The organism is Sphingobacterium sp. WM, from assembly GCF_029542465.1.
Classification (GTDB): Bacteria; Bacteroidota; Bacteroidia; order Sphingobacteriales; family Sphingobacteriaceae; genus Sphingobacterium; species Sphingobacterium cellulitidis.
This window is the reverse complement of the sequence record NZ_CP120709.1, coordinates 375,972-396,857: the sequence shown is the minus strand read 5'-3', so window position 1 is coordinate 396,857 and position 20,886 is coordinate 375,972. Positions and strand designations below refer to the sequence as shown.

Below are 20,886 nucleotides of genomic sequence, written 5' to 3'. Positions count from 1 at the left end.
TATGAAACATTATCTTCTTGTACTACTCTTTATTCTCAGTTCCCTACCCTCCTTCTCTCAAACAAAAAAAGCCCAATGGCTGGAAGATGACCGCTTCGGTATGTTTATCCATTGGGGACTATACAGTGCCACCGAAGGAATTTGGAAAGGCGAAAGACTGCGACACCCCAACAATTATGCGGAATGGATCCGATATAGAAACCGAATTGGGGAAGCTGAATATGGTGAATTAGCAAAGAGATTTGATTGGAACAAAATAAACCCTGAAGAATGGGTGCTTCTGGCCAAAAAAGCCGGTATGAAATATATTGTCATTACGTCCAAACATCATGATGGTGTGGCCCTATGGAATAGTAAAGTCAGTGATTATTCCTTGCCTAAACTTAGTGGAACAAATAGAGATGTGATCAAAGAAATTGCAGAAGCTTGTAAAAAACATAATATCAAATTATGTTTCTATTATTCACATTGGATCGATTGGCAACACCCTTATGCCTGGAATCATAACCAGGAAGTCACAGGTCGTGTTACTGATGCGCAATACAACCAATATTGGCAAGAAAAAGTAATCCCTCAAATTCGTGAATTGCTTACTGATTATGGTGATATCGCCATGATGTGGTTTGACATGTGGATTCCTTATCAACAAAGCATTATCAAAAAGGAACAATTGGACCAATTAGCCAATTTGATCCACGAATTGCAACCCAAATGTTTAATCAATTCCAGACTTGGATTCCCTATTGAAAATGAACATGTAGATTTTGAAACTTTAGGTGACAACCAGTTCGGATCTGCTTATACCGACCATATATGGGAGACCCCAGGTACTATTGCCCACTCATGGGGATTCAATGCTCTTGAAAACGAATGGAAATCTACCAATCAGCTATTCCAATCCTTGATAAACAATGTTAGTCTAAATGGATCTTACACCTTGAATATCGGCCCAAGAGCGGATGGAACTGTGCCGTATGAAGGTGTACAAAGATTACTGGATATGGGCGGATGGCTAAATAAATACGGCCAAGCTATATATTTCAACAATGGCTTACCAATTCGTTTTTCTCAACACGATTGGGGAAAAATGACCATCAACAACAAAACTAAAGAACTATTCCTGCACGTTTATAATTGGCCATTGGATAAAATCCTAAGAGTAACAGGAATCCAAAGTAGCCCAAAAAAAATTGAAGTCCTCAATGGCAATACTGCTCAGCCCCTTAAGTTTGAACAATATGGCCCGATCCTCCATATTCACTTACCTGATCAACAGCCCGACCCTTATGTCTCTGTGTTGAAAGTAACCATTGATCAACTACAATTCAACACCGATGTCGCTGCTGAATCTACTTTCGGAGGATTTTCGCTCAATGCGAAAAACCACCTTTCAAAAGGTCTAGAATTCAAAGCCTTCGATGGCACCAAACCCGACCACCTAATCTTAAAAGCAAATCAAAAGGTCATATGGAAAGTCTATCTGCCCGAAGCCGGAGAATATTCCCTAGAAACCTCCTTACACAATGGAAATGATAAACCAACCAAAATCCATATCTTGGAAAACAACACCCAAATTTCTTCAACCATACAACCCAACGGAAAAATCACCGTTGAACCCAATCAAAATTGGTATGTAGAAGAATTCCTGGATGTTCCCGTCGGAAAAATAAAAATTTCTAAACCACAGGAATTAACCATCGAATTTTCCGCCGACGACCCCATATTATTTAATAGGATTTGGATGGATAAAAAATAGTGATAATCCCTAACCATAGAAAGAAAACGGGCTGTTAATTAACAGCCCGTTTCGTTTTAAATTCCTTTGGTCTTTTCTTTCAACCAATTTTTTTCTGCTTCTTCCAATTTCGGCGACAATTGTTCATAAACCCATGCATTGTACTTATTCAACCAATCTACATGTTTTTGATCCAACAAACTTTTATCTACCAATTGGGTATCGATATAACAAATGGTCAACGTCTCGAAGTCCATAAATTCACCAAACTGATTGCTCTCCACTTTTTTCGATAATACCAGATTCTCAATACGAATTCCGTAATGTCCTTCTCTATATAAACCTGGTTCAATGGATGTAATCATCCCTTCTTCTACCGGAATATCGATTGCTGCCATATTGAACACTTGCGGTCCTTCATGAACATTCAGGAAATATCCTACACCATGTCCGGTGCCATGACCATAATTTCTAAATGTTTCCCAGATAGGTCTTCTGGTAATTGCATCGATGGAATAACCTTTCGTTCCAACCGGGAAAATTGCTTGAGAACCCTCAATAGTACCTTTTAGAACAATGGTATAATCCTTTTTCTCCTCAGCAGTAATATTACCTAATGAAATTACCCTGGTAATATCGGTAGTACCATCTTTATATTGACCGCCTGAATCCACTAATAATAATCCTTCAGCACTTAATGTTGAATTACTTGTGTCTGTAGCTTTATAGTGAGGTAATGCTCCATGCGCTTTATATCCAGCAATGGTATCAAATGAAATATCTACAAAGCCTTCAGATGCTGCACGTAGATCTTGTAATTTCTCAGCAATGGAAATTTCTGACAATTCACCTGTACCTACATTTTCCTCTACCCATTTAAAGAATTTAGTCAATGCAACCCCATCCTTAACCATGGCATGGCGAGTATGATTGATCTCAACTTCGTTTTTGATAGATTTCAACAAAGTCGATGGATTCATATCTTCAATGATTTCAATACCTTCAGGGACTGAGTCATAATTTGCAAAACAAGTACGCTTAGGATCCAATAAGATACGTTCGCCTTTCACTTGCTTAATCGCATCAAATGCCAAATGATATGCTGAAACCTCAACCCCAGACTCCTTTAAGGACGCCAGATCGGAAGAACTTAATTTCTCCTGATCAATAAACAAGGTATTTTTATCTGTCTCAATTAATAAGAATCCTAATACGACAGGATTACAATGCACATCATTCCCACGGATATTCAGAATCCAAGCTAAATCATCTAGCGAGGATACAAAATGCAAATCCGCACGTTTATCTTTTAACTTCTCTTTTACTACTGCTAATTTATCTTTGGTAGATTGTCCAGTACTTGCTACATCCAATAAATAGGCTTTTTCTTTAGGAAGTTCTGGTCTATTGTTCCAAATAGGTTCTAATAAATCTAGATGACCATTTACATTAATTCCTAATGGCTCCAATTCAGATTGAACCGATTGCGCAACTGCAACCGAAGCTAAATTCCCATCAAAAGCTACAGTATCTCCTTTTTTCAATTTCTTCGCAAGCCAGGTCGCATATTCAGCTTTACCTTGAACCTGGAGTTTAACCAATTCAAAACCTGTTCCTGCCAATTGCTCATTAGCTTGTACAAAATAGCGTGAATCTGTCCATAATCCTGCAAAATCCTGCGTAATGGCCAATGTCCCAGCTGAACCGGTAAAACCTGAGGTCCATGCTATACATTTGTATCGTTCTGGAAGGTATTCGCTAATATGAGGATCAGAGGAAGGAATAATATAGGCATCTACAGCCTTCTCTTTCATCTCTTGTCGGAGGGAAGCTAACTTATCGATGTACTTCATTATGTAATTTTTAATAATCATCGCAAGTTATAAAAACTCTCACAATTAATACGTTTACTTCATCATACATTTGAAATTTTACAATTTAAATGCACTACTTGTGCAGTAGATTACGATATTTGCTAGCTATGAGAAGATTTTTTTCATTTTTCTATTTCTTTGCGGTTTTAAGCCTGACTAGTTTTCAATCTGTACAGGCTCAAGAAGTAAAATCAAAAGTTAAAACAGCTTTTGAATCCTTCATTAAAAACCCATCTCTTCAAAATGGAATGGCATCCCTGACCGTCATCAATTCTAAAACTGGTGAGATTGTTTTCGATAGCAATAATCAGATTGGAATGCCAACAGCATCAACCTTGAAGGTGATTACCTCCATTACGGCACTAGACTTATTGGGAGCAGATTTTACATTCCAAACGGATCTTTCCTATACCGGAGAAATTGACTCCTTAGGTACTTTAAATGGAAATATCATCATTGACGGGAAAGGCGACCCTACCCTTGGCAGTGACCGATATCCACAAACCAAACCGGAAGTAATCCTGGCCAATTGGGCCGCAGCCATCAAAAAACTTGGCATTAAAAACATCAATGGCAAAATCATCGCTGATGATAAACTTTTTAATGGATACGATGTTCCAGGAACTTGGATGTGGACCGATATCGGAAATTATTATGGCGCAGGTGTTTCTGCCTTAAACTGGAAAGAAAATAAACTCGGCATCAATTTTACAAGTTCAAAACCGGGTCAACCAGCAACTTTAAACCCTGTCCAAAAGGCCCCATTCTACAACTTGATTAATGAAGTTAAAACCGGATCCAATGGCTCCGGGGATAAGGTATATGCCTATTCAGCACCTTACTCCACCGATGTTTTCCTGAGAGGGACCTATGGCGCTGACCTTAAAAAAACAATTGAAATCTCTGTTCCTGACCCAGCATTGGACCTCGCATATTCATTGTATGATGTGCTCCAAAGAGATTCTATCTTAATCGCTGACTCCGTAACAACTGCAAAAAGATTAATGAACATCGATTCATTATCACTGATGCAAGGAAATAGAAACCTTATTCTTGCCACGAAATCTCCAAGAATGGGAGAAATTATTCATTGGTTTAATCAAAAAAGCATTAACCTTTACGGGGAGGCTTTATTGAAACTAATCGGTGGAGTTTCAGCAATGGATTTCAATACGGAAAATGCCGCGAATTTGGTCTCAAAATACTGGCAAAACAAGCTTTCTATCCCACCTAGCGCCATCAATACCTTTGATGGTTCTGGATTATCTCCGCAAAATAGAGTGACCACACAAGCTATGGCTAAGATCATGCAGTATGCTAAAGGAAGACCTTGGTATGATGAATTCTTGAAATCATTACCAAAAATTAATAATACTTCAATGAAAAGTGGTACTATTGGCGGTGTTTTAGGTTATACTGGTTATCAGATAGCAAGTGATGGTCAGGAATATACCTTCGCCTTGTTGGTTAATAACTACCAAGGACCTGCTGGACAGATGCGCCAGAGAATGTTTAAATTATTAGATGCATTAAAATAGATTATTACGAGGTGATAATCACGAAATATAGAATAAACCAAAATTGTAATGAGTAACATCAACAGAAAAAAAGACGCTTTAAATTACCATGCAATGGGGCGTCCGGGTAAAATTGCAGTCGTTCCTACAAAACCTCATAGTTCGCAAAGAGACTTATCTTTGGCCTATTCCCCAGGGGTAGCTGAACCTTGTTTAGCAATCGCAGAAAATAGCGAAGATGCTTATAAATATACCGCCAAAGGAAATTTGGTGGCTGTAATTAGTAACGGTACTGCCGTATTGGGACTAGGTGATATCGGTGCGCAAGCTGGTAAACCAGTAATGGAAGGTAAAGGACTATTATTTAAAATCTTTGCCGACATTGATGTATTTGACATCGAATTAGACACTAAAAATGTAGATGAATTCGTAAATATCGTTAAAGCATTAGAACCTACTTTTGGTGGTGTTAATCTTGAAGACATTAAAGCCCCTGAATGTTTCGAAATCGAACGTAGACTGAAGGCGGAAATGAATATCCCTGTAATGCATGATGACCAACATGGTACAGCTATCATCTCTGGTGCTGCACTGATCAATGCTTCTGAATTACAAGGTAAAAATATTGCTGACCTTAAAATCGTCGTAAATGGCGCTGGTGCAGCAGCAATTTCTTGTACCGCAATGTATGTTGCCGTAGGTGCTAAGAAAGAAAATATTGTGATGTTGGATAGTAAAGGCGTGATCCGTAAGGATAGAGAAGTCTTGGATGCTACAAAAGCAGAATGGGCTACTGACCGCGATATCCATACTTTAGCAGACGCTGTTAATAATGCAGATGTATTCATCGGTCTATCAGCAGCAGATGTTATGACTCCAGAAATGCTGAAAAGCATGGCTCCGAAGCCTATCGTTCTGGCAATGGCAAACCCTAATCCTGAAATTGCCTATGAATTAGCAATTGAAACTCGTGACGATATTATCATGGGTACTGGACGTTCTGATTTCCCTAATCAGGTAAACAACGTTTTAGGTTTCCCTTATATCTTCCGTGGTGCTTTAGACGTTAGAGCTACTGCAATTAACGAAGAAATGAAAATTGCAGCAGTGAAAGCAATCGCTGAATTAGCTAAACAACCTGTACCTGAAGAAGTAAACATTGCTTATAATACAAATAACATCCGTTTCGGAATTGATTACGTAATTCCTAAGCCTACGGACCCTCGATTGATTACCGAAGTCTCCGTAGCAGTTGCTAAAGCAGCAATTGAATCCGGTGTTGCTCGTAAGGTAATTGAAGATTGGGATGCATACCGCGATGAATTACGCAAAAGATTAGGAAAAGATGATCGTTTGATCCGTACAATCACTGCTAAAGCAAAATCTAATCCTAAACGTGTGGTATTCGCAGAAGCTGATAATTACAAAACCTTACGTGCTGCCCAAATCGTTAAGGAAGAAGGAATTGCTTTCCCAATCTTATTGGGTAACCAAGAAAAAATCAATAGCTTAATTCAGGAATATGGCTTTGAGTTGGATGGAGTGGAGATTATTGATCCTCAATCTGAAATCAAAACAGAAAGATTCGAAAAATATGCGGACCACTTGTACCAAAAAAGACAACGTAGAGGCGTAAATAAATTAGATTCTAAAAAGTTAATGACCAACCGTAACTACTTTGCTGCAAGTATGGTAGAATTTGGTGATGCTGATACTTTGATTTCTGGTTTGACTCGTAACTATGCTTCAACCATTCGCCCAGCATTACAAGTTATCGGTGCTAAACCAGGTAGCAGAGTAGCTGGAATGTACATCATGTTGACTAGCCAAGGTCCTTTATTCTTTGGGGATACAACAGTGAACTCAAACCCTAGCGCTCAGGAATTAGCCGATATCTCCGTATTATTGGACTCTGCAGTGAAGCGTTTTAATATCAAACCGCGTTTGGCGATGTTATCTTACTCTAACTTCGGTTCGAATATTGGTGATATCTCCGACAAAGTAAGAGCAGCGGTAAGTATCCTGCACAAACAGCATCCTGAAATTGTAGCTGATGGTGAAATCCAAGCAAACTTCGCTTTAAACAAAAACTTACTAGCGGACAACTTCCCATTCTCAACTTTAAATGGTGAGCCTGCTAATACTTTAGTATTCCCGAACCTGGAATCAGGAAACATCGCTTACAAACTTCTTCAAGAGGTGGGTAATGCGGAAGCTGTGGGTCCAGTTCTTCTTGGTATGAACAAACCTATCCACGTTTTACAATTGGATAGTTCGGTTCGTGAAATTGTAAACATGGTTACCATTGCTGTGGTAGATGCCATTGAACATGAAAAAGAATCTAAAAATCAATAAGCATTGCTTATGTACGAATATTTTAAAGGTAAACTAGTATTTAAAGCCCCTACCCATGTCGTTCTTGAAGTGGGTGGGATTGGCTATTATTTACATATTTCTTTAACTACTTACAGTCAGATTAAGGACCAGGAAGAATGTAAATTATTTGCTTCATTTCAAGTCCGCGAAGATTCCCAAACGCTATTTGGCTTTGCTACTGAAGCAGAAAGGCATTTGTTCCATCATCTGATTTCGGTATCGGGAATTGGTCCCAATACCGGAAGAATGATGCTTTCTTCAATTACTCCTGAAGAAATTCAACAAGCTATCGTGAATGGTCAGGTGAATATCATTCAGAAAATTAAAGGAATCGGTCCTAAAACGGCGCAAAGAGTAATTCTTGAACTTCAGGATAAACTTAAAAAACAAGGGCCAGATGCTCTTATCCCTCTTCCAATCAGTAAACCTTCTTCTGCTGAAGAAGCTTTAACAGCTTTGGTCATGCTGGGATTCCCGAAGGCTCAGGCCGAAAAAGCGCTTCAATCGATCTATGCCGCAGAACCGGATTTATCCGTAGAACAATTAATTAAAGCAGCATTGAAAAAACTGTAAATAGCATTTATTCTTTAAATTAAACGAACTTTAAAAGCCGTCAATTAAATTGACGGTTTTTTTTTATCCTATAATTTTAAGGTCATCATCCTTAGCAATAATCTATTTAACCACACCTTTTTGTATATTTGCAACAAAATTAATAATTACAGCATGGCTGAAGATTTACAAATCGCAAAAGGTAACAAAGAAGAACAATATCAATCCTTATTACCCCAAATTAAAGGACTTCTTCATGGTGAAACCAACCTGATTGCCAATCTTGGAAATATTTGTGCCGCCTTAAAAGAACAATTTGATTTCTTTTGGGTAGGATTTTATTTAGTGGAAGGAAATGAATTGGTTTTAGGTCCTTTCCAAGGTCCTGTTGCATGTACTCGAATTGCGCATAACCGCGGTGTTTGTGGCACGGCTTGGGCGAAGGAAGAAACTTTAATCGTCCCTAATGTAGACGAGTTTCCTGGACATATTGCGTGTAGCTCCCTTTCCAAATCTGAAATTGTACTACCAGTCTTCATGGACGGAAAGTGTATGGCAATCCTTGACATCGATAGTAAAGATTTAAATTCCTTCGACTTAATCGATAAGCAATACTTAATTCAAATTTTAGAGCTTCTTAATTCTAAGTAAATAATGTATATTTGTGCTGCCAAACACATAACTATTAACCAGATATGGCTGCACCAAAGACGTTATCTTTATTGAATTTAGTGATAGTAGCCATAAACTTTTTATGGATTGCATGCTTGGAAAATGGTTTTCTGTTTAATTATTCTTTTACGGACACCATAGCATTCTACCCATCCTACTTAACCCCTGCGAAATTTACCTATAAAATTTGGACCTTTATTGCGTTCAACATGGTCCTCGCAGCGTATCTCATGTATGTGGGAAGTCAGCCAACAAATTCCAATGAGAATACCATCAGAAAAGTTCAAAAAATCGATTATCTGCTCATCCTTAACCAACTAGCATTGGGATTAAGCATGACTTTGAAGCATAATGACTATTTCTATTGGTCTATCTTATATTCTTGTATTTGTTTATTCACGCTTATCCTAATCAATAAACGCATCCAAATTAAAAAATTAACCTCAAACTCTTTTACAAGGTATTTTATTAGACTAGGATTTGGCGTTTATACCGGCTGGTTGATCTTTGTCCTTGGTTTTAACTCAGCTATCATTCTTTCCAAATTAAGCCTGTCTTTAGGAGATCATTTATTCTTTTATCTAAATCTGGGGATATTGACCATATTAAGTATCGTAATGCTGACTTATTCCTATTACAATTACCTACCATCGGTATCAGCGGTATTGGCTTGGGGATGTTACGGAGTTTATGACCAATCGAAAACCAATCCTATCTCGCAAAATTTTGATTTAGGCCCATATTTACTTATCGCCATGGGATTAGCCGTGATATCTACCGCGATTGTGTATTACCGATGCAGTATTCGTAGAAAGCAAATTCCGGTAATTATTCAAGATCCACCGACCATATCTTAACCGTTTTATCATCACTTACCGTGAAAATCTGGTTTTGAAACCACAACATGGCATTGATGGAAAGATAATGGCTATCAAAGGCTCGATCTCTCGAAATATTTTTAACTAATGTTAAGTCCTCTGCACGCCAAATCTTTAACGTTTTATCTCGACTTACAGTAGCAACCAATTGATTCGGATTGCCCTGCTCAATTCCATATACCGTAAACATGTGGGGTACAATCTCTTGGATTTGCTTTAATTCTAGATCTGACTTCACCAGCTTGGCATCCCTCCCTCCCGAGAGTAATTGGTCCTGAAAGTCAAATTGTAAACTGGTCACGGATTGGGAATGTACCTTTTTGGAACATATTTCATGAAAATCATTCGCGTCAAACAAATGTATTTCACCATTTTTATCCCCAAATGCTATGATGGTTCCAGCACTATTTGGTTCAATGACCCGAACCGTCGTTGTAGAAACCTTAAATCGATATAACAATTCAAAGCTCTCCAAACTCCAAACATAGGCATAACCCTCCTCACCAATAGCAATCATTTCATTCTTGCCCGGAATAGTTTTTATGGAGAAGACCGCACCGGAATCAACCTTTAAATTGGCTTTTAAGATTTGGTCAACTGTATCCACAACTAGTACCTGCCCAGAACGCATCCCAATCGCTAACAAGCTAGTTCCTGGAATGGTCAATAAACTATATACTGAACTAGAAACTTTACATAAAATCCGTTGAAAGCTCATCGTTTTCAAATCCCATTGAACCACTCCCTTATCATTCCCTCCCGTAAATAATATCTCCGGATGAAGCTCTGAAATGGCTAATGTAAAAATTGGATTCTGATGACCTGTTAATGTCCCTTTTAAGTTGATGTTAATCTTGTCTGGATTCATGGTATACAAATATACCTCGGATAGCCTAGAAATAAAAACAGGTCCCTAACTTTCAGTTGAGGACCTGCTTCTAATTTCAAATATTTTTAAACTATTGATGTCTGCTTTCCAAATTCTTGGCAATGGTCTCCAAACTCATACCCTTCTCTTTTAACAAGACAATAAGGTGGAACATCAGATCCGAAGTCTCATTAATAAAATCTTTCTCTGTTTCGGTCAAAGCCGCAATTACTGTTTCTACAGCCTCTTCACCTACTTTTTGAGCAATTTTATTGATTCCCCTTGACCTTAGGCGATTCACATAAGACTCATCACTTGGAAAGTCTATTCTATGTTGCACGATACGCTCCAATTGAAGCAGGAAGTTTTGATTAAACTCTGTATTAAAACAACTGCGAGTACCAGTATGACAAGTTGGACCTACCGGATCAACTTTAATTAAGATCGTATCTTGATCACAATCGATATGGCTACTGATTACATGTAGGAAGTTTCCACTCTCTTCACCTTTGGTCCAAAGTCTATTTTTACTTCTGGAAAAGAAAGTTACCTTCTTCTCCTCTTGTGTCTTTTTCCAAGCCTCCTCATTCATATAACCCAACATCAAAACCTCAAGGGTTTGATTATCTTGAATTACAACCGGAACGAGTCCATCAGCTTTATTAAAATCAATTGTCATCTTATTATTATGATCAACGTCTAACGGCTATTCCGTTAGCGTGTAATGTTTCTTTTAATTCGGGAATTAATATTTCCCCGTAATGAAATACAGAAGCCGCTAATGCGGCATCCACATTCGATTGCTGAAATACATCCACAAAATGCTGTTGATTTCCAGCTCCGCCAGAGGCTATCAATGGAATATGAATGGAATCATTAATCTGCTTTAATAAGCCATTGTCAAATCCATTCTTGGTGCCATCATGATCCATTGAAGTCAGCAAAATCTCACCTGCACCACGGTTCTCGGCTTCCTTGATCCAATCTTCCGTCTGTATATCTGTCATATCCCGACCGCCGCGAAGGTGAACATAGTTCTTGCCATCCACAAAGCGAGTATCAACAGCCAAGACTACAAATTGAACCCCAAAAGCCTTTGCAAATTCATCCAACAACTTTGGGTTTCTAACCGCAGCTGAGTTAATTGAAATCTTATCCGCACCTGCATTTAATAAAACATCTGCATCGGATAATTCATTAATTCCGCCTCCAATGGTAAATGGAATATTAATTTGACGTGCAACCGCTTTCACTAGATCAACCGTCGTCTTCCGACGTTCATGGGTAGCCGTAATATCTAAAAAAACTAATTCATCAGCACCTTGTTGGGAATATTGCCAGGCCAATTCAACCGGATCTCCTGCATCCCGAAGGTCAACAAAATTAACCCCCTTGACCGTCCGACCATCCTTAACATCCAAACAAGGAATAATACGCTTTGCTAGCATCCTAAAAACTAATTAAGGCTTTTAGATTCCAATCTTTGATCTCTTCAATCGTAATCCTGTTTTCGTATATCGCCTTACCCACAACCACAGATTCCATTTTACCTAAATTATTCAACTCCTCAATATCCTGCATGGAGCTAATGCCTCCGGAACCTATTAATTTAATAATTGGTGAATGGTCCAGTAATTTCTTATAAAGGTCAACTCCTGCACCGCCTAATTTCCCATCTTTGCTAATATCTGTACATAAAAAGCGATAAAACCCTAAGCCTAAACACTTATCAATGTACTCAATCAATTTAATAGGCGAACTTTCTAACCAGCCGGAGTATTTGATTACCTCATCCAATACATCAATGGCGATGACAATATGATCCGCATATTTAATTCGGCCTTCATTTAACTTACTCAGTTCCTCCAAGAAGGTCGGATTTGTAATAGCCTGTGTTCCTACAATCACACGGTAAACACCAGCATCCACTAATTCCTTCACCTTCTCAATACTACGTACTCCACCACCATATTGAACCTTCATCTCGGTTCTACGGATGATATCAAACAAATATTCCTGATTGCTAAAATCTCCCTTTGCACCATTAAGGTCAATAATATGGACGATTTCGGTACCATTCGCATGATACTTCTCTATTTGTTCCTCTAAAGTGATCGAATAAGTCGTAACATCCTGATAGTTACCTTCTCTTAAGCGGACAACCTTTTTGTCCAAAACATCTATTGCAGGTATTATATACATAGTCTAAAAAAAATCATTAAAAATTATTAAAATTCCGCAACAACTGCTCCCCAACTTGTCCCGATTTCTCCGGATGAAATTGTACTGCCCAGAAGTTTTCTCTTGCTATTGCTGCCGAAAATGGCAACCCATAATCACATGTCGCTACGCTATAGGTCAATTCGTGTTCAATGTAATAAGAATGAACGAAATAAAAATAGGAATTATTGGGAATATCCATAAAAAGTGGACAGTTATTTTCAAATTTGATACTGTTCCATCCCATATGTGGAACCTTTTCATGTACCTTTCCTTCAAAATGTAACGTCTTTAATGGTATAATCCCTAATAAATCCGCATTCCCCTCTTCCGAAAAATCAGTCATCAATTGCATCCCCACACATATTCCTAAAACAGGCTTCTTCAAAGTCTTTATCGTTTCCGATAACCCTGATTCTACCAATTTCTCCATCGCAGCACCCGCATGGCCAACCCCCGGAATGATTACCTTATCATATAAATCAAAATCCGAAGCCGTATTAATCATCCCATAAGATATTCCTAGACGATTCAAGGCCGCTGTAATGGAAAATATATTCCCCGCCCCATAATTTACTATTCCAATCATGATTCTCCTATATATAACCCCAATATTCGAATTTCGTTTTTATAAAAGTCCTTTTGTACTAGGAAGTTGCATATTATCAACATCCCGACGTACTGCTTTCTTTATCGTTTTGGCAAATGCCTTAAAAATAGCCTCGATTTTATGATGCTCATTCTCCCCTGTCGCCTGAATATTTAAATTCGACTTGGAAGCATCTGAAAAGGATTTAAAGAAATGAAAAAACATCTCTGTTGGCATATCACCGATTTTTTCACGCTTAAATTCCGCATCCCATACTATCCAATTACGACCTCCAAAATCAATTGCTACCTGCGCCAAACAATCATCCATCGGCAAAGTAAATGCATACCGCTCTATCCCTCTCTTATTGCCTAAAACGGATAAAAAGATTTCTCCTAAGGCAATCCCTGTATCCTCAATGGTATGATGCTCATCAATATGCAAATCTCCTTTGGCTTTGATCGTTAGATCCAAAGCTCCATGACGTGCCAATTGATCCAGCATATGATCAAAAAATGGAAGACCTGTATCAATATCAGACTGACCACTTCCATCAAGATTCAACTTGATATAAATATCAGTCTCATTCGTCTTGCGATGGTGTTCACCCGTACGACTGCCTAACTTCAAATATTCATAAATGGATTTCCAATCACTTGTTTCCAAGCCTATGCATTGGGTTGAAATCTCCACATTCTCATGCTTGCCGAGTTCATCATTATTCCGAAGCCAAATTGCTTTGGCACCTAAATTTTGAGCCAATTTCACATCATTTACACGATCCCCAATAACGAAGGAATTTGCTAGGTCATATTTTGATGTATCAAAATATTCTTTTAACATTCCAATTCCCGGCTTGCGTGTATCTGCATTCTCATGGGGAAAGGTCTTGTCAATATGTTCTTTGATAAAGGTCACCCCTTCACCAGAAAAAGCCTCTAAAACAAACTGATGAACCGGCCAAAAGTTTTCCTCCGGATGCGAGGAAGTACCTAATCCATCTTGATTGCTTACCAATACCAATTCAAAATCCAGTTCTTTCGCTATTTTAGGTAAATATTGCAAAGCTCCAGGATAGAACTTCAACTTGGAAAATGAGTCAATCTGCTCATCCTCTGGTTCAAGTATCAACGTCCCATCGCGGTCTATAAACAATATTCTTTTTAATTGATCAGCCATTATTACTTATTTATAAAATTGTTGGATTTCCTCTATTAATCGTTCATTCTCGACCTTGGTCCCTATCGTAATCCGTAAACAACCTTCACATAAGGTAACCTTAGACCGGTCTCTTACGATGATTCCTTTGTTTACCAAGAACCCATATAATTCCTGAGCTTGAGCTAACTTCACCAAGATGAAGTTCGCATCGGAAGGTGTAATATGTTCTACCTGAGAAATCGCCTTTAAGCGATTTGAAAGTTCTTCCCTTTCAGCAACGGTCGTTTTTATCCATTCATTCACAACATCTACGTTTTCTAAAGCTTCAAGAACTAAATCTTGTGTTGCCTGATTAATGTTGTAAGGGGGTTTTATCTTATTGAAAACTTGGATGATCTCCTTGCTAGCAAAGGCCAACCCTAAACGCAACGCTGCCAATCCCCAGGCCTTTGATAAAGTCTGAAGGATCACCAAATTCGGAAATTCAGGTAAGGAATGTGTAAATGATTTTTGCTTTGAATAATTGATATAGGCTTCATCGACAACAACCAAACCCTTAAAGTTCAACAATAAGGTTTCAATATCAATTGGATTAATACTATTTCCTGTTGGATTATTTGGAGAACATACAAAGATGATCTTAGTATGCACGTCCAATGCCTCAGCAATCCCATCCAAATCCAATTGAAAATCTTTGGTTAGATTAACCTTTCTCGTTTCAACATCATTGATGTTGGCAGAAACCTCATACATCCCATAAGTTGGAGGAACCAAGATAACGTTGTCCAATTTAGGGGTACAAAAAGCTCTATATAAAATATCTATCGCTTCATCAGAACCATTTCCCAGAAAAATATTCTCTGCTGGAACACCTTTGATCTTCGAAAGCTTTTCCTTTACACGATGTTGCAAAGGATCAGGATAACGGTTGTAATCATGTGGAAGTGGAGACCCAAAAGAATTCTCATTGGCATCCAAAAACACAGATGCATCTCCCTTAAATTCATCTCGCGCCGAAGAATAAGGCACAAGGTTCTTGATGTTATCGCGAAGAAGTGAGGTTAAGTTGAAGGACATTTTATTAGTCTAAAATTTTTTAAGCTGTAAATATGGCTAAAAATAAACAAAATCACTAAACTAAAAACCATTTCCCTTCTACTGATAACTCCGTATTAGGGAAAATCGCTTGTGCCTCTTCCAATAAGGGTTGCAGCGTTCGATATCTTGCTGAATAATGGCCCAATAAAAGCTTTTTAACATGTGTTTCTTTAGCTATTTCTGCAGCTTCTAAGGATGTGGTATGAAAAGTCTCCTTCGCTCGATCCAGCATTTCATGTAGAAAAGTACTTTCATGATAGAGCAGGTCCGCTCCTTCAATAGAGGATAAATAAATAGGATGCCGCACCGTATCGGAACAAAAGGCATAACTCCGGGAAGCAGGTGCTGGCAAGGTCAATTCACTTGCCGCAAAAACATTTCCCTGTGGATCTACATAATCAATCCCTTTTTTCAAAGCCGCAAAATAAACTTTGGGAATCTTTAGCGCTTCCACCTTATCCGCCCTCAAACTGGCGGCCCGCTTTCCCTCATCAAAGCGAAAGCCCGTACAAGCAATTCGATGGATCAATGGAAATGAACGAACGGTCAACATCCTCGACTCGAATAATATCTCTTCTTGATTAGGATTGGTCGGGTGAAAAATAATATTATATCGAATTACAGTTTCAGAATATTTGAAATGTAATTCGAGTATTTCTTGTAATGCTGCAGGTCCATAAATGTGAAGGTCTGCTTTGCGACCAACCAAATGCATGGATGATACCAAACCTACTAATCCCAGATAATGGTCTCCATGCAGATGACTAATAAAAATATGGTCAATGCGGTTGCTCTTGATGCCATATTTGGAAAGCTGCATTTGCGTGCCTTCACCACAATCGATCAAAAACAATTGTTCATTATAGTTTACTACTTGAGATGTAGGATGTCGCTCGAACATGGGTGTGGCCGAACTGTTCCCTAAGATTAATACCTCAAATCGTAACATATTACTCTTGCTCTTCCTTTAAATCCAAGCGGATTTCATTTCCAAAGATCAAATCTTTTGCCTTCTCAATATTTGAGGTAATAATCAAATACTTATCAAGCCCTAAGGATTTTATGTATTTCAATACATCCTCATTTAGATTCGTTAAAATAAATAGACCTCCTAATGACTTACACAAACGACGCGCTAATAATCCTGTACGAATGCCAGTTTCATCAGTCGTTTTCACATTATTCATGTCTAAAACAATATTACGCTGCCCACCAGTGTTACGCAACATAAACTCGCCTTTCAAACTTGCGGCAGTTTCTCCGTCCAACCTCTCTTGAAGAGGCTCTATGACAACATATCGATCATACTTATCTACCGTAAATTTCATCTTGATTTAAATTAATTTGCTTAGTATAATTCTTCTAGTGCTACTTCCACATTTTTCTCCACCCTAGCTAGGACATCCCCCTCTTCAGCATATAGAAACTTCTCGCCGGTAATGTGTTCGTAAAGCTCAATATACCTTTCCGAAATGGATTTTACAATTTCATCGGTCATTTCAGGGACATTTTGCCCTTCTTTCCCTTGAAATCCATTTTCGATCAGCCATTGTCGCACAAATTCCTTAGATAATTGCTTCTGGGCTTCACCTTTCTCTTGACGCTCTTGATAGCCGTCTGCGTAAAAATAACGCGATGAATCGGGCGTATGAATTTCATCAATCAGATAAATCTTTCCGTCCTTTTTCCCAAACTCATATTTCGTATCCACTAGGATTAAACCTCTTTCAGCGGCTATCTCCGTTCCACGTTGGTACAAAGCATGTGCATATTTCTCCAACTGAGAATAATCCTCTTCGGAAACAATTCCTCTGGCGATAATATCTTCTCTGGAAATATCCTCGTCATGACCTACATCAGCCTTAGTCGAAGGGGTTATGATAGGATTTGGCAATTTATCGTTTTCCTTCAACCCTTCTGGCAATTCAACACCACATAACAATCTTCCACCGTCTCGGTAGGTTCTCCAAAGGTGTCCTGAAACATAGCCACGGATTACCATCTCTACTTTAAAAGGTTCACATTTTTTTCCGATTGTAACATTAGGATCTGGGACTGAAGCAACCCAGTTGGGAAGGATATCTGCAGTTGCAGATAAAAATTTTGAAGCAATTTGGTTTAAAACCTGGCCTTTATAAGGGATGGCTTTCGGTAATACAACATCAAATGCGGAAATCCGATCTGAAGCAACCATGACTAAATAATCGTCACCGATACTATATACGTCTCTAACTTTTCCCCTATAAAATGCTGTCTGTCCCTTGAAATTAAAATTTGTTTCTTTTATTGTATTCATTGTGTGTGCGTCTGAAACGCTTTAATTTAAATTCTAAATATCTCCGTAAGCTTCAAGTATGCGTTTCACCAATTTATGACGAACCACATCTGAACCACTCAAGTAGATCATATCGATACCTTCAATTCCATCCAGAATTTTTACGGCATTCACTAAACCCGATTGGGTCTTTTTAGGTAAATCGACCTGCGTCATATCCCCTGTTACAATGAACTTAGCCGTGGGTCCCATACGAGTCAGAAACATTTTCAACTGCATATCCGTCGCGTTCTGAGCCTCATCCAGAATAACAAAACAATTATCCAAGGTCCTACCACGCATAAATGCTAAAGGCGCCACTTCAATGGTCCGGTTTTCCAAATACCCTTTTAATTTTTCTGCAGGAATCATATCATCCAATGCATCATATAGGGGTCTTAAATAAGGATCTACCTTCTCTTTCAAGTCGCCAGGTAAAAATCCAAGGTTTTCACCAGCTTCAACTGCTGGTCGGGTCAGAATAATACGTTTGATTTCCTTATTTCTCAAGGCTCTAACAGCTAAGGCAACTGCGGTATAGGTTTTTCCTGTTCCTGCAGGCCCGATCGCAAATAGAATATCATTTTTATTGATGCTATCCACCATGCGACGCTGATTCGGTGTACGAGCACGAACAACAATACCATTAGGTCCGTAAACAATAGGTTCGCCCTTGAAAGATCCAACCTTCTGTTCTGCATCATCTTTTTCAGCCAAAGGTGCCTTGATATGAGTTACAGAACCCAACAAACTCTCTAACTCCAATAAGGATAATGTTTGAAATTGGTTGATATGAGCTAATATATCATCAAAAACCTGTTGAAACCTCGTCCGCTCTCCTTCTTCACCTAAAACCTTCAAGAGACTCCCTCTGGCTACCAGACGTAACTTCGGAAATGCTTTCTTAATAAACTCAAAATTTTCATTCTGAGCCCCCCATAATGTCACCAAATTGACAACATCTAAATTGATTTCTAATTCGCTCAAATTTTTTTCGTGTTAATTTCCAAAATGTTTCACGTCCTGTCCGATTGGCGTGCAAATAAAGATATAAAAAATCAAAAATATTATGCCCTTTTTACTCTTTCTTGAATCAAAAATACAAACTAATTGAGCAGAATTAAAAGCATTTGCAAGTATTAATTCATAATAGATTCAGCAATCGGTTTACTTTTTCTATTTTTGTAATTCGCTTAACAAAATAACAATATAATTTTTTAGCTTCAGGCTTGCTGAACAATATGGGAGTAATTACGTTAACCACAGATTTAGGTCATCGCGATTTTTATCAAGCTGCACTCAAAGGCAGTATCATTTCGCAATTGCCGAATGTTAGACTGGTAGACATTTCTCACGACATTCCTTCTTTCAGTATTCAACATGCTGCATTCGTCATTAATAACGCATATCCGTACTTCCCGAAGAATACCGTCCACCTTATCGGTATCGACACCGTATTCCAGGAAGACTCCCGATATCTGGCCATGGCCTATAATGGACATTTCTTCGTAGGCGCTGATAATGGGATATTTAGCATCATCACCGGCGAAGACAAACCTACGGAAATGGTAGAAATCAATATTATGCAGGACCTTCGTTATCTACACTTCCCGCTGGCAGATATCCTGACCAAAGCAGCTTGTCATATTGCCGATGGTGGAAAACTGAAAGATATTGGTATTCCTATCGAAAATGCAGTCCAAAAAGTAACGTTCCAACCGATTTATAACCAAAATAGCATCAAAGGACATGTTACATTTATTGATTCCTTCGGAAATGTAATCAGTAATATTAGCAAGGATTTATTCAATCAGGTTCAACAAGGACGAGACTTTATTCTACGTTTCAAAAGAAATGAAACCATCAGTAATTTGAGTTGGCATTATAATGAGGTGGCTGAAGGAGAGAAACTATGCCTCTTCGGAATCAGTAACTTTTTGGAAATTGCCATTAACAAAGGTCATGCAAGTCAACTTCTGGGGCTATATCAAGATGAAACCATCTTGGTTGAATTCCTCGACAGGAAGTAAATTCCACGCTCAACCATAAAATGTTCCACGTTTTTCTTACCGATCAAATAAACTTGTTCAGAGCAAGTTAACCGCGTTATTTTCGAATTATTTCAGTCGTAATTCTGGCCTATATCGGAATTAGTTAGAGACTTTATCGCACTTTCTTCTGATTTTCTCCGGACCTTGTCCGAATTTTTTCGAAGAAGGTCAGGAAAAAGTCCGAAGAAGGTCCGAAGAAGGTGCGGAGAAGGCCTGAATTAGAGCAAAATTCCTATCGAACAAAGCTAAAATACAAGCCAATTGCCTTTTACTGAAATAGGTTGACAAGAACCACTATCATCCTTCCAGCGGTTGTCAACTTGTCTATCTATCCTATCTGGTAATTAATAGGTTCTTAGTTGTGAATTAAAAGCCAAATCCAACTTTCACACTAAATCTATGAACATTCATTTTAACCTCATTTTGGTAATCCACAGTAGGATTTGGGAAATAATCAAAATAATAAGTTGGTCCAATTGGGGCCATATTTTGAGACCAATCCTCCTTAATTATTTGATATTGGTAGCCTACAGCAAAGCTGAAGAAAGTATTGCCGGTCCCAGTATTGAACTTTAGCCCCAACTCAGGCGCTACACGCAACCCCCCAGAGGTTTCAATTTCAGTTCCAGAATAATTATTTCTCCATGCAAAACCATATCCTGCATCTAAAGCAGCAATCATTCGAGTTTTTGAGGGTTCTAGAAAGGTATATCGGACAGCCGCTGATATGGGAAGCACTGAGAAATTATTTCTGTTTTCCACGGAAAATTCCTCATACCCCACAGTTGCCCCAAGGGCAAGATCCGGGTTTAATAAAATCCCATTAAAAGTTTGCAGATTAAAACCTGCTTCTTTAAAAGTTAAGTTATAGCCAGTGACTCCCACTTCGGTATGATTGGTATATCTCATTTTTTGGGCAGTAGCAGGATTTGCTATCAGAATCCCAAGGATAGCAACACAGATGGTTAAAAATTTCTTCAT

Annotated in this window: 19 protein-coding genes and 1 pseudogene; 7 read left to right on the top strand and 13 right to left on the bottom strand. The window is 38.5% G+C overall.

The annotated features are described in order from the left end of the window. The first annotated feature begins 1 nt into the window (after position 1). Positions 2–1,756, top strand: a complete 1,755-nt coding sequence (locus tag PZ892_RS01765) for an alpha-L-fucosidase (protein ID WP_182497962.1) — start codon at positions 2–4, stop codon at positions 1,754–1,756. Between the two features lie 56 nt (positions 1,757–1,812). Here PZ892_RS01765 and PZ892_RS01760 read toward each other — a convergent pair whose 3' ends face one another. Beyond that, a complete protein-coding gene (locus PZ892_RS01760) occupies positions 1,813–3,588 on the bottom strand; it encodes an aminopeptidase P family protein (protein WP_182497961.1) in 1,776 nt (591 codons plus the stop codon). Between the two features lie 128 nt (positions 3,589–3,716). Between PZ892_RS01760 and dacB the strand changes: the two genes are divergently transcribed. The 5 genes from dacB (at position 3,717) to PZ892_RS01735 (ending at position 9,583) form a co-directional block, all read left to right on the top strand. Beyond that, positions 3,717–5,147 (top strand): D-alanyl-D-alanine carboxypeptidase/D-alanyl-D-alanine-endopeptidase, encoded by a 1,431-nt coding sequence (dacB, locus tag PZ892_RS01755; protein ID WP_182497960.1) that lies wholly within the window; start codon positions 3,717–3,719, stop codon positions 5,145–5,147. Positions 5,148–5,195: 48 nt separating this feature from the next. Then, complete coding sequence (locus tag PZ892_RS01750) at positions 5,196–7,481, top strand: NADP-dependent malic enzyme (protein ID WP_182497959.1); 2,286 nt, start codon at positions 5,196–5,198, stop codon at positions 7,479–7,481. A 9-nt stretch (positions 7,482–7,490) separates the two neighbouring features. Then, positions 7,491–8,075, top strand: a complete 585-nt coding sequence (gene ruvA, locus PZ892_RS01745) for a Holliday junction branch migration protein RuvA (RefSeq protein WP_094255652.1) — start codon at positions 7,491–7,493, stop codon at positions 8,073–8,075. Positions 8,076–8,228: 153 nt separating this feature from the next. Continuing rightward, on the top strand, positions 8,229–8,705 hold the full coding sequence (locus PZ892_RS01740; RefSeq protein ID WP_094255654.1) for a GAF domain-containing protein: 477 nt from the start codon (positions 8,229–8,231) through the stop codon (positions 8,703–8,705). Between the two features lie 44 nt (positions 8,706–8,749). Further along, entirely contained in the window at positions 8,750–9,583 is an 834-nt protein-coding gene (locus tag PZ892_RS01735) for a hypothetical protein (RefSeq protein ID WP_182497958.1), read from the top strand. Here the strand turns inward: PZ892_RS01735 and PZ892_RS01730 are convergent. The 11 genes and pseudogenes from PZ892_RS01730 to PZ892_RS01680 form a co-directional block, all read right to left on the bottom strand. Further along, positions 9,555–10,472: a WD40 repeat domain-containing protein gene (locus PZ892_RS01730; protein WP_182497957.1), complete on the bottom strand. Its 918-nt coding sequence runs from the start codon at positions 10,470–10,472 to the stop codon at positions 9,555–9,557. The genes PZ892_RS01735 and PZ892_RS01730 overlap by 29 nt on opposite strands. Before the next feature lie 91 nt (positions 10,473–10,563). Continuing rightward, positions 10,564–11,169, bottom strand: a pseudogene (hisIE, locus tag PZ892_RS01725) (bifunctional phosphoribosyl-AMP cyclohydrolase/phosphoribosyl-ATP diphosphatase HisIE); the annotation flags it as partial. Next, complete coding sequence (gene hisF, locus PZ892_RS01720) at positions 11,165–11,920, bottom strand: imidazole glycerol phosphate synthase subunit HisF (protein ID WP_182497956.1); 756 nt, start codon at positions 11,918–11,920, stop codon at positions 11,165–11,167. The pseudogene hisIE and the gene hisF, both read right to left, overlap by 5 nt. A 1-nt stretch (position 11,921) precedes the next feature. Further along, on the bottom strand, positions 11,922–12,674 hold the full coding sequence (locus tag PZ892_RS01715; protein WP_094280308.1) for a HisA/HisF-related TIM barrel protein: 753 nt from the start codon (positions 12,672–12,674) through the stop codon (positions 11,922–11,924). A 16-nt stretch (positions 12,675–12,690) separates the two neighbouring features. Next, complete coding sequence (gene hisH / locus PZ892_RS01710; protein ID WP_094255665.1) at positions 12,691–13,281, bottom strand: imidazole glycerol phosphate synthase subunit HisH; 591 nt, start codon at positions 13,279–13,281, stop codon at positions 12,691–12,693. Between the two features lie 39 nt (positions 13,282–13,320). Continuing rightward, the gene (gene hisB / locus PZ892_RS01705; protein WP_182497955.1) at positions 13,321–14,460 is read right to left on the bottom strand and encodes a bifunctional histidinol-phosphatase/imidazoleglycerol-phosphate dehydratase HisB; all 1,140 of its coding nucleotides are present in this window, start codon (positions 14,458–14,460) and stop codon (positions 13,321–13,323) included. 6 nt (positions 14,461–14,466) lie between these two features. Continuing rightward, positions 14,467–15,519, bottom strand: coding sequence for a histidinol-phosphate transaminase (gene hisC, locus PZ892_RS01700; protein ID WP_182497954.1), 1,053 nt, complete (start codon positions 15,517–15,519; stop codon positions 14,467–14,469). Between the two features lie 55 nt (positions 15,520–15,574). Continuing rightward, complete coding sequence (locus tag PZ892_RS01695) at positions 15,575–16,489, bottom strand: ribonuclease Z (protein ID WP_182497953.1); 915 nt, start codon at positions 16,487–16,489, stop codon at positions 15,575–15,577. A gap of 1 nt (position 16,490) precedes the next feature. Next, positions 16,491–16,868, bottom strand: a complete 378-nt coding sequence (locus tag PZ892_RS01690; RefSeq protein ID WP_094255669.1) for an STAS domain-containing protein — start codon at positions 16,866–16,868, stop codon at positions 16,491–16,493. Positions 16,869–16,888: 20 nt separating this feature from the next. Beyond that, positions 16,889–17,836, bottom strand: coding sequence for a phosphoribosylaminoimidazolesuccinocarboxamide synthase (locus PZ892_RS01685; RefSeq protein WP_182497952.1), 948 nt, complete (start codon positions 17,834–17,836; stop codon positions 16,889–16,891). A 33-nt stretch (positions 17,837–17,869) separates the two neighbouring features. Then, complete coding sequence (locus PZ892_RS01680; protein ID WP_094255671.1) at positions 17,870–18,841, bottom strand: PhoH family protein; 972 nt, start codon at positions 18,839–18,841, stop codon at positions 17,870–17,872. 254 nt (positions 18,842–19,095) lie between these two features. Here PZ892_RS01680 and PZ892_RS01675 point away from each other — a divergent pair, with 254 nt between their 5' ends. Beyond that, positions 19,096–19,884 carry an SAM-dependent chlorinase/fluorinase gene (locus PZ892_RS01675; RefSeq protein WP_094255672.1) on the top strand — a complete coding sequence of 263 codons (789 nt, stop codon included), beginning with the start codon at positions 19,096–19,098 and terminating at the stop codon, positions 19,882–19,884. A 387-nt stretch (positions 19,885–20,271) separates the two neighbouring features. Here the strand turns inward: PZ892_RS01675 and PZ892_RS01670 are convergent, their stop codons facing one another. After that, positions 20,272–20,886, bottom strand: coding sequence for a hypothetical protein (locus PZ892_RS01670; RefSeq protein WP_182497951.1), 615 nt, complete (start codon positions 20,884–20,886; stop codon positions 20,272–20,274).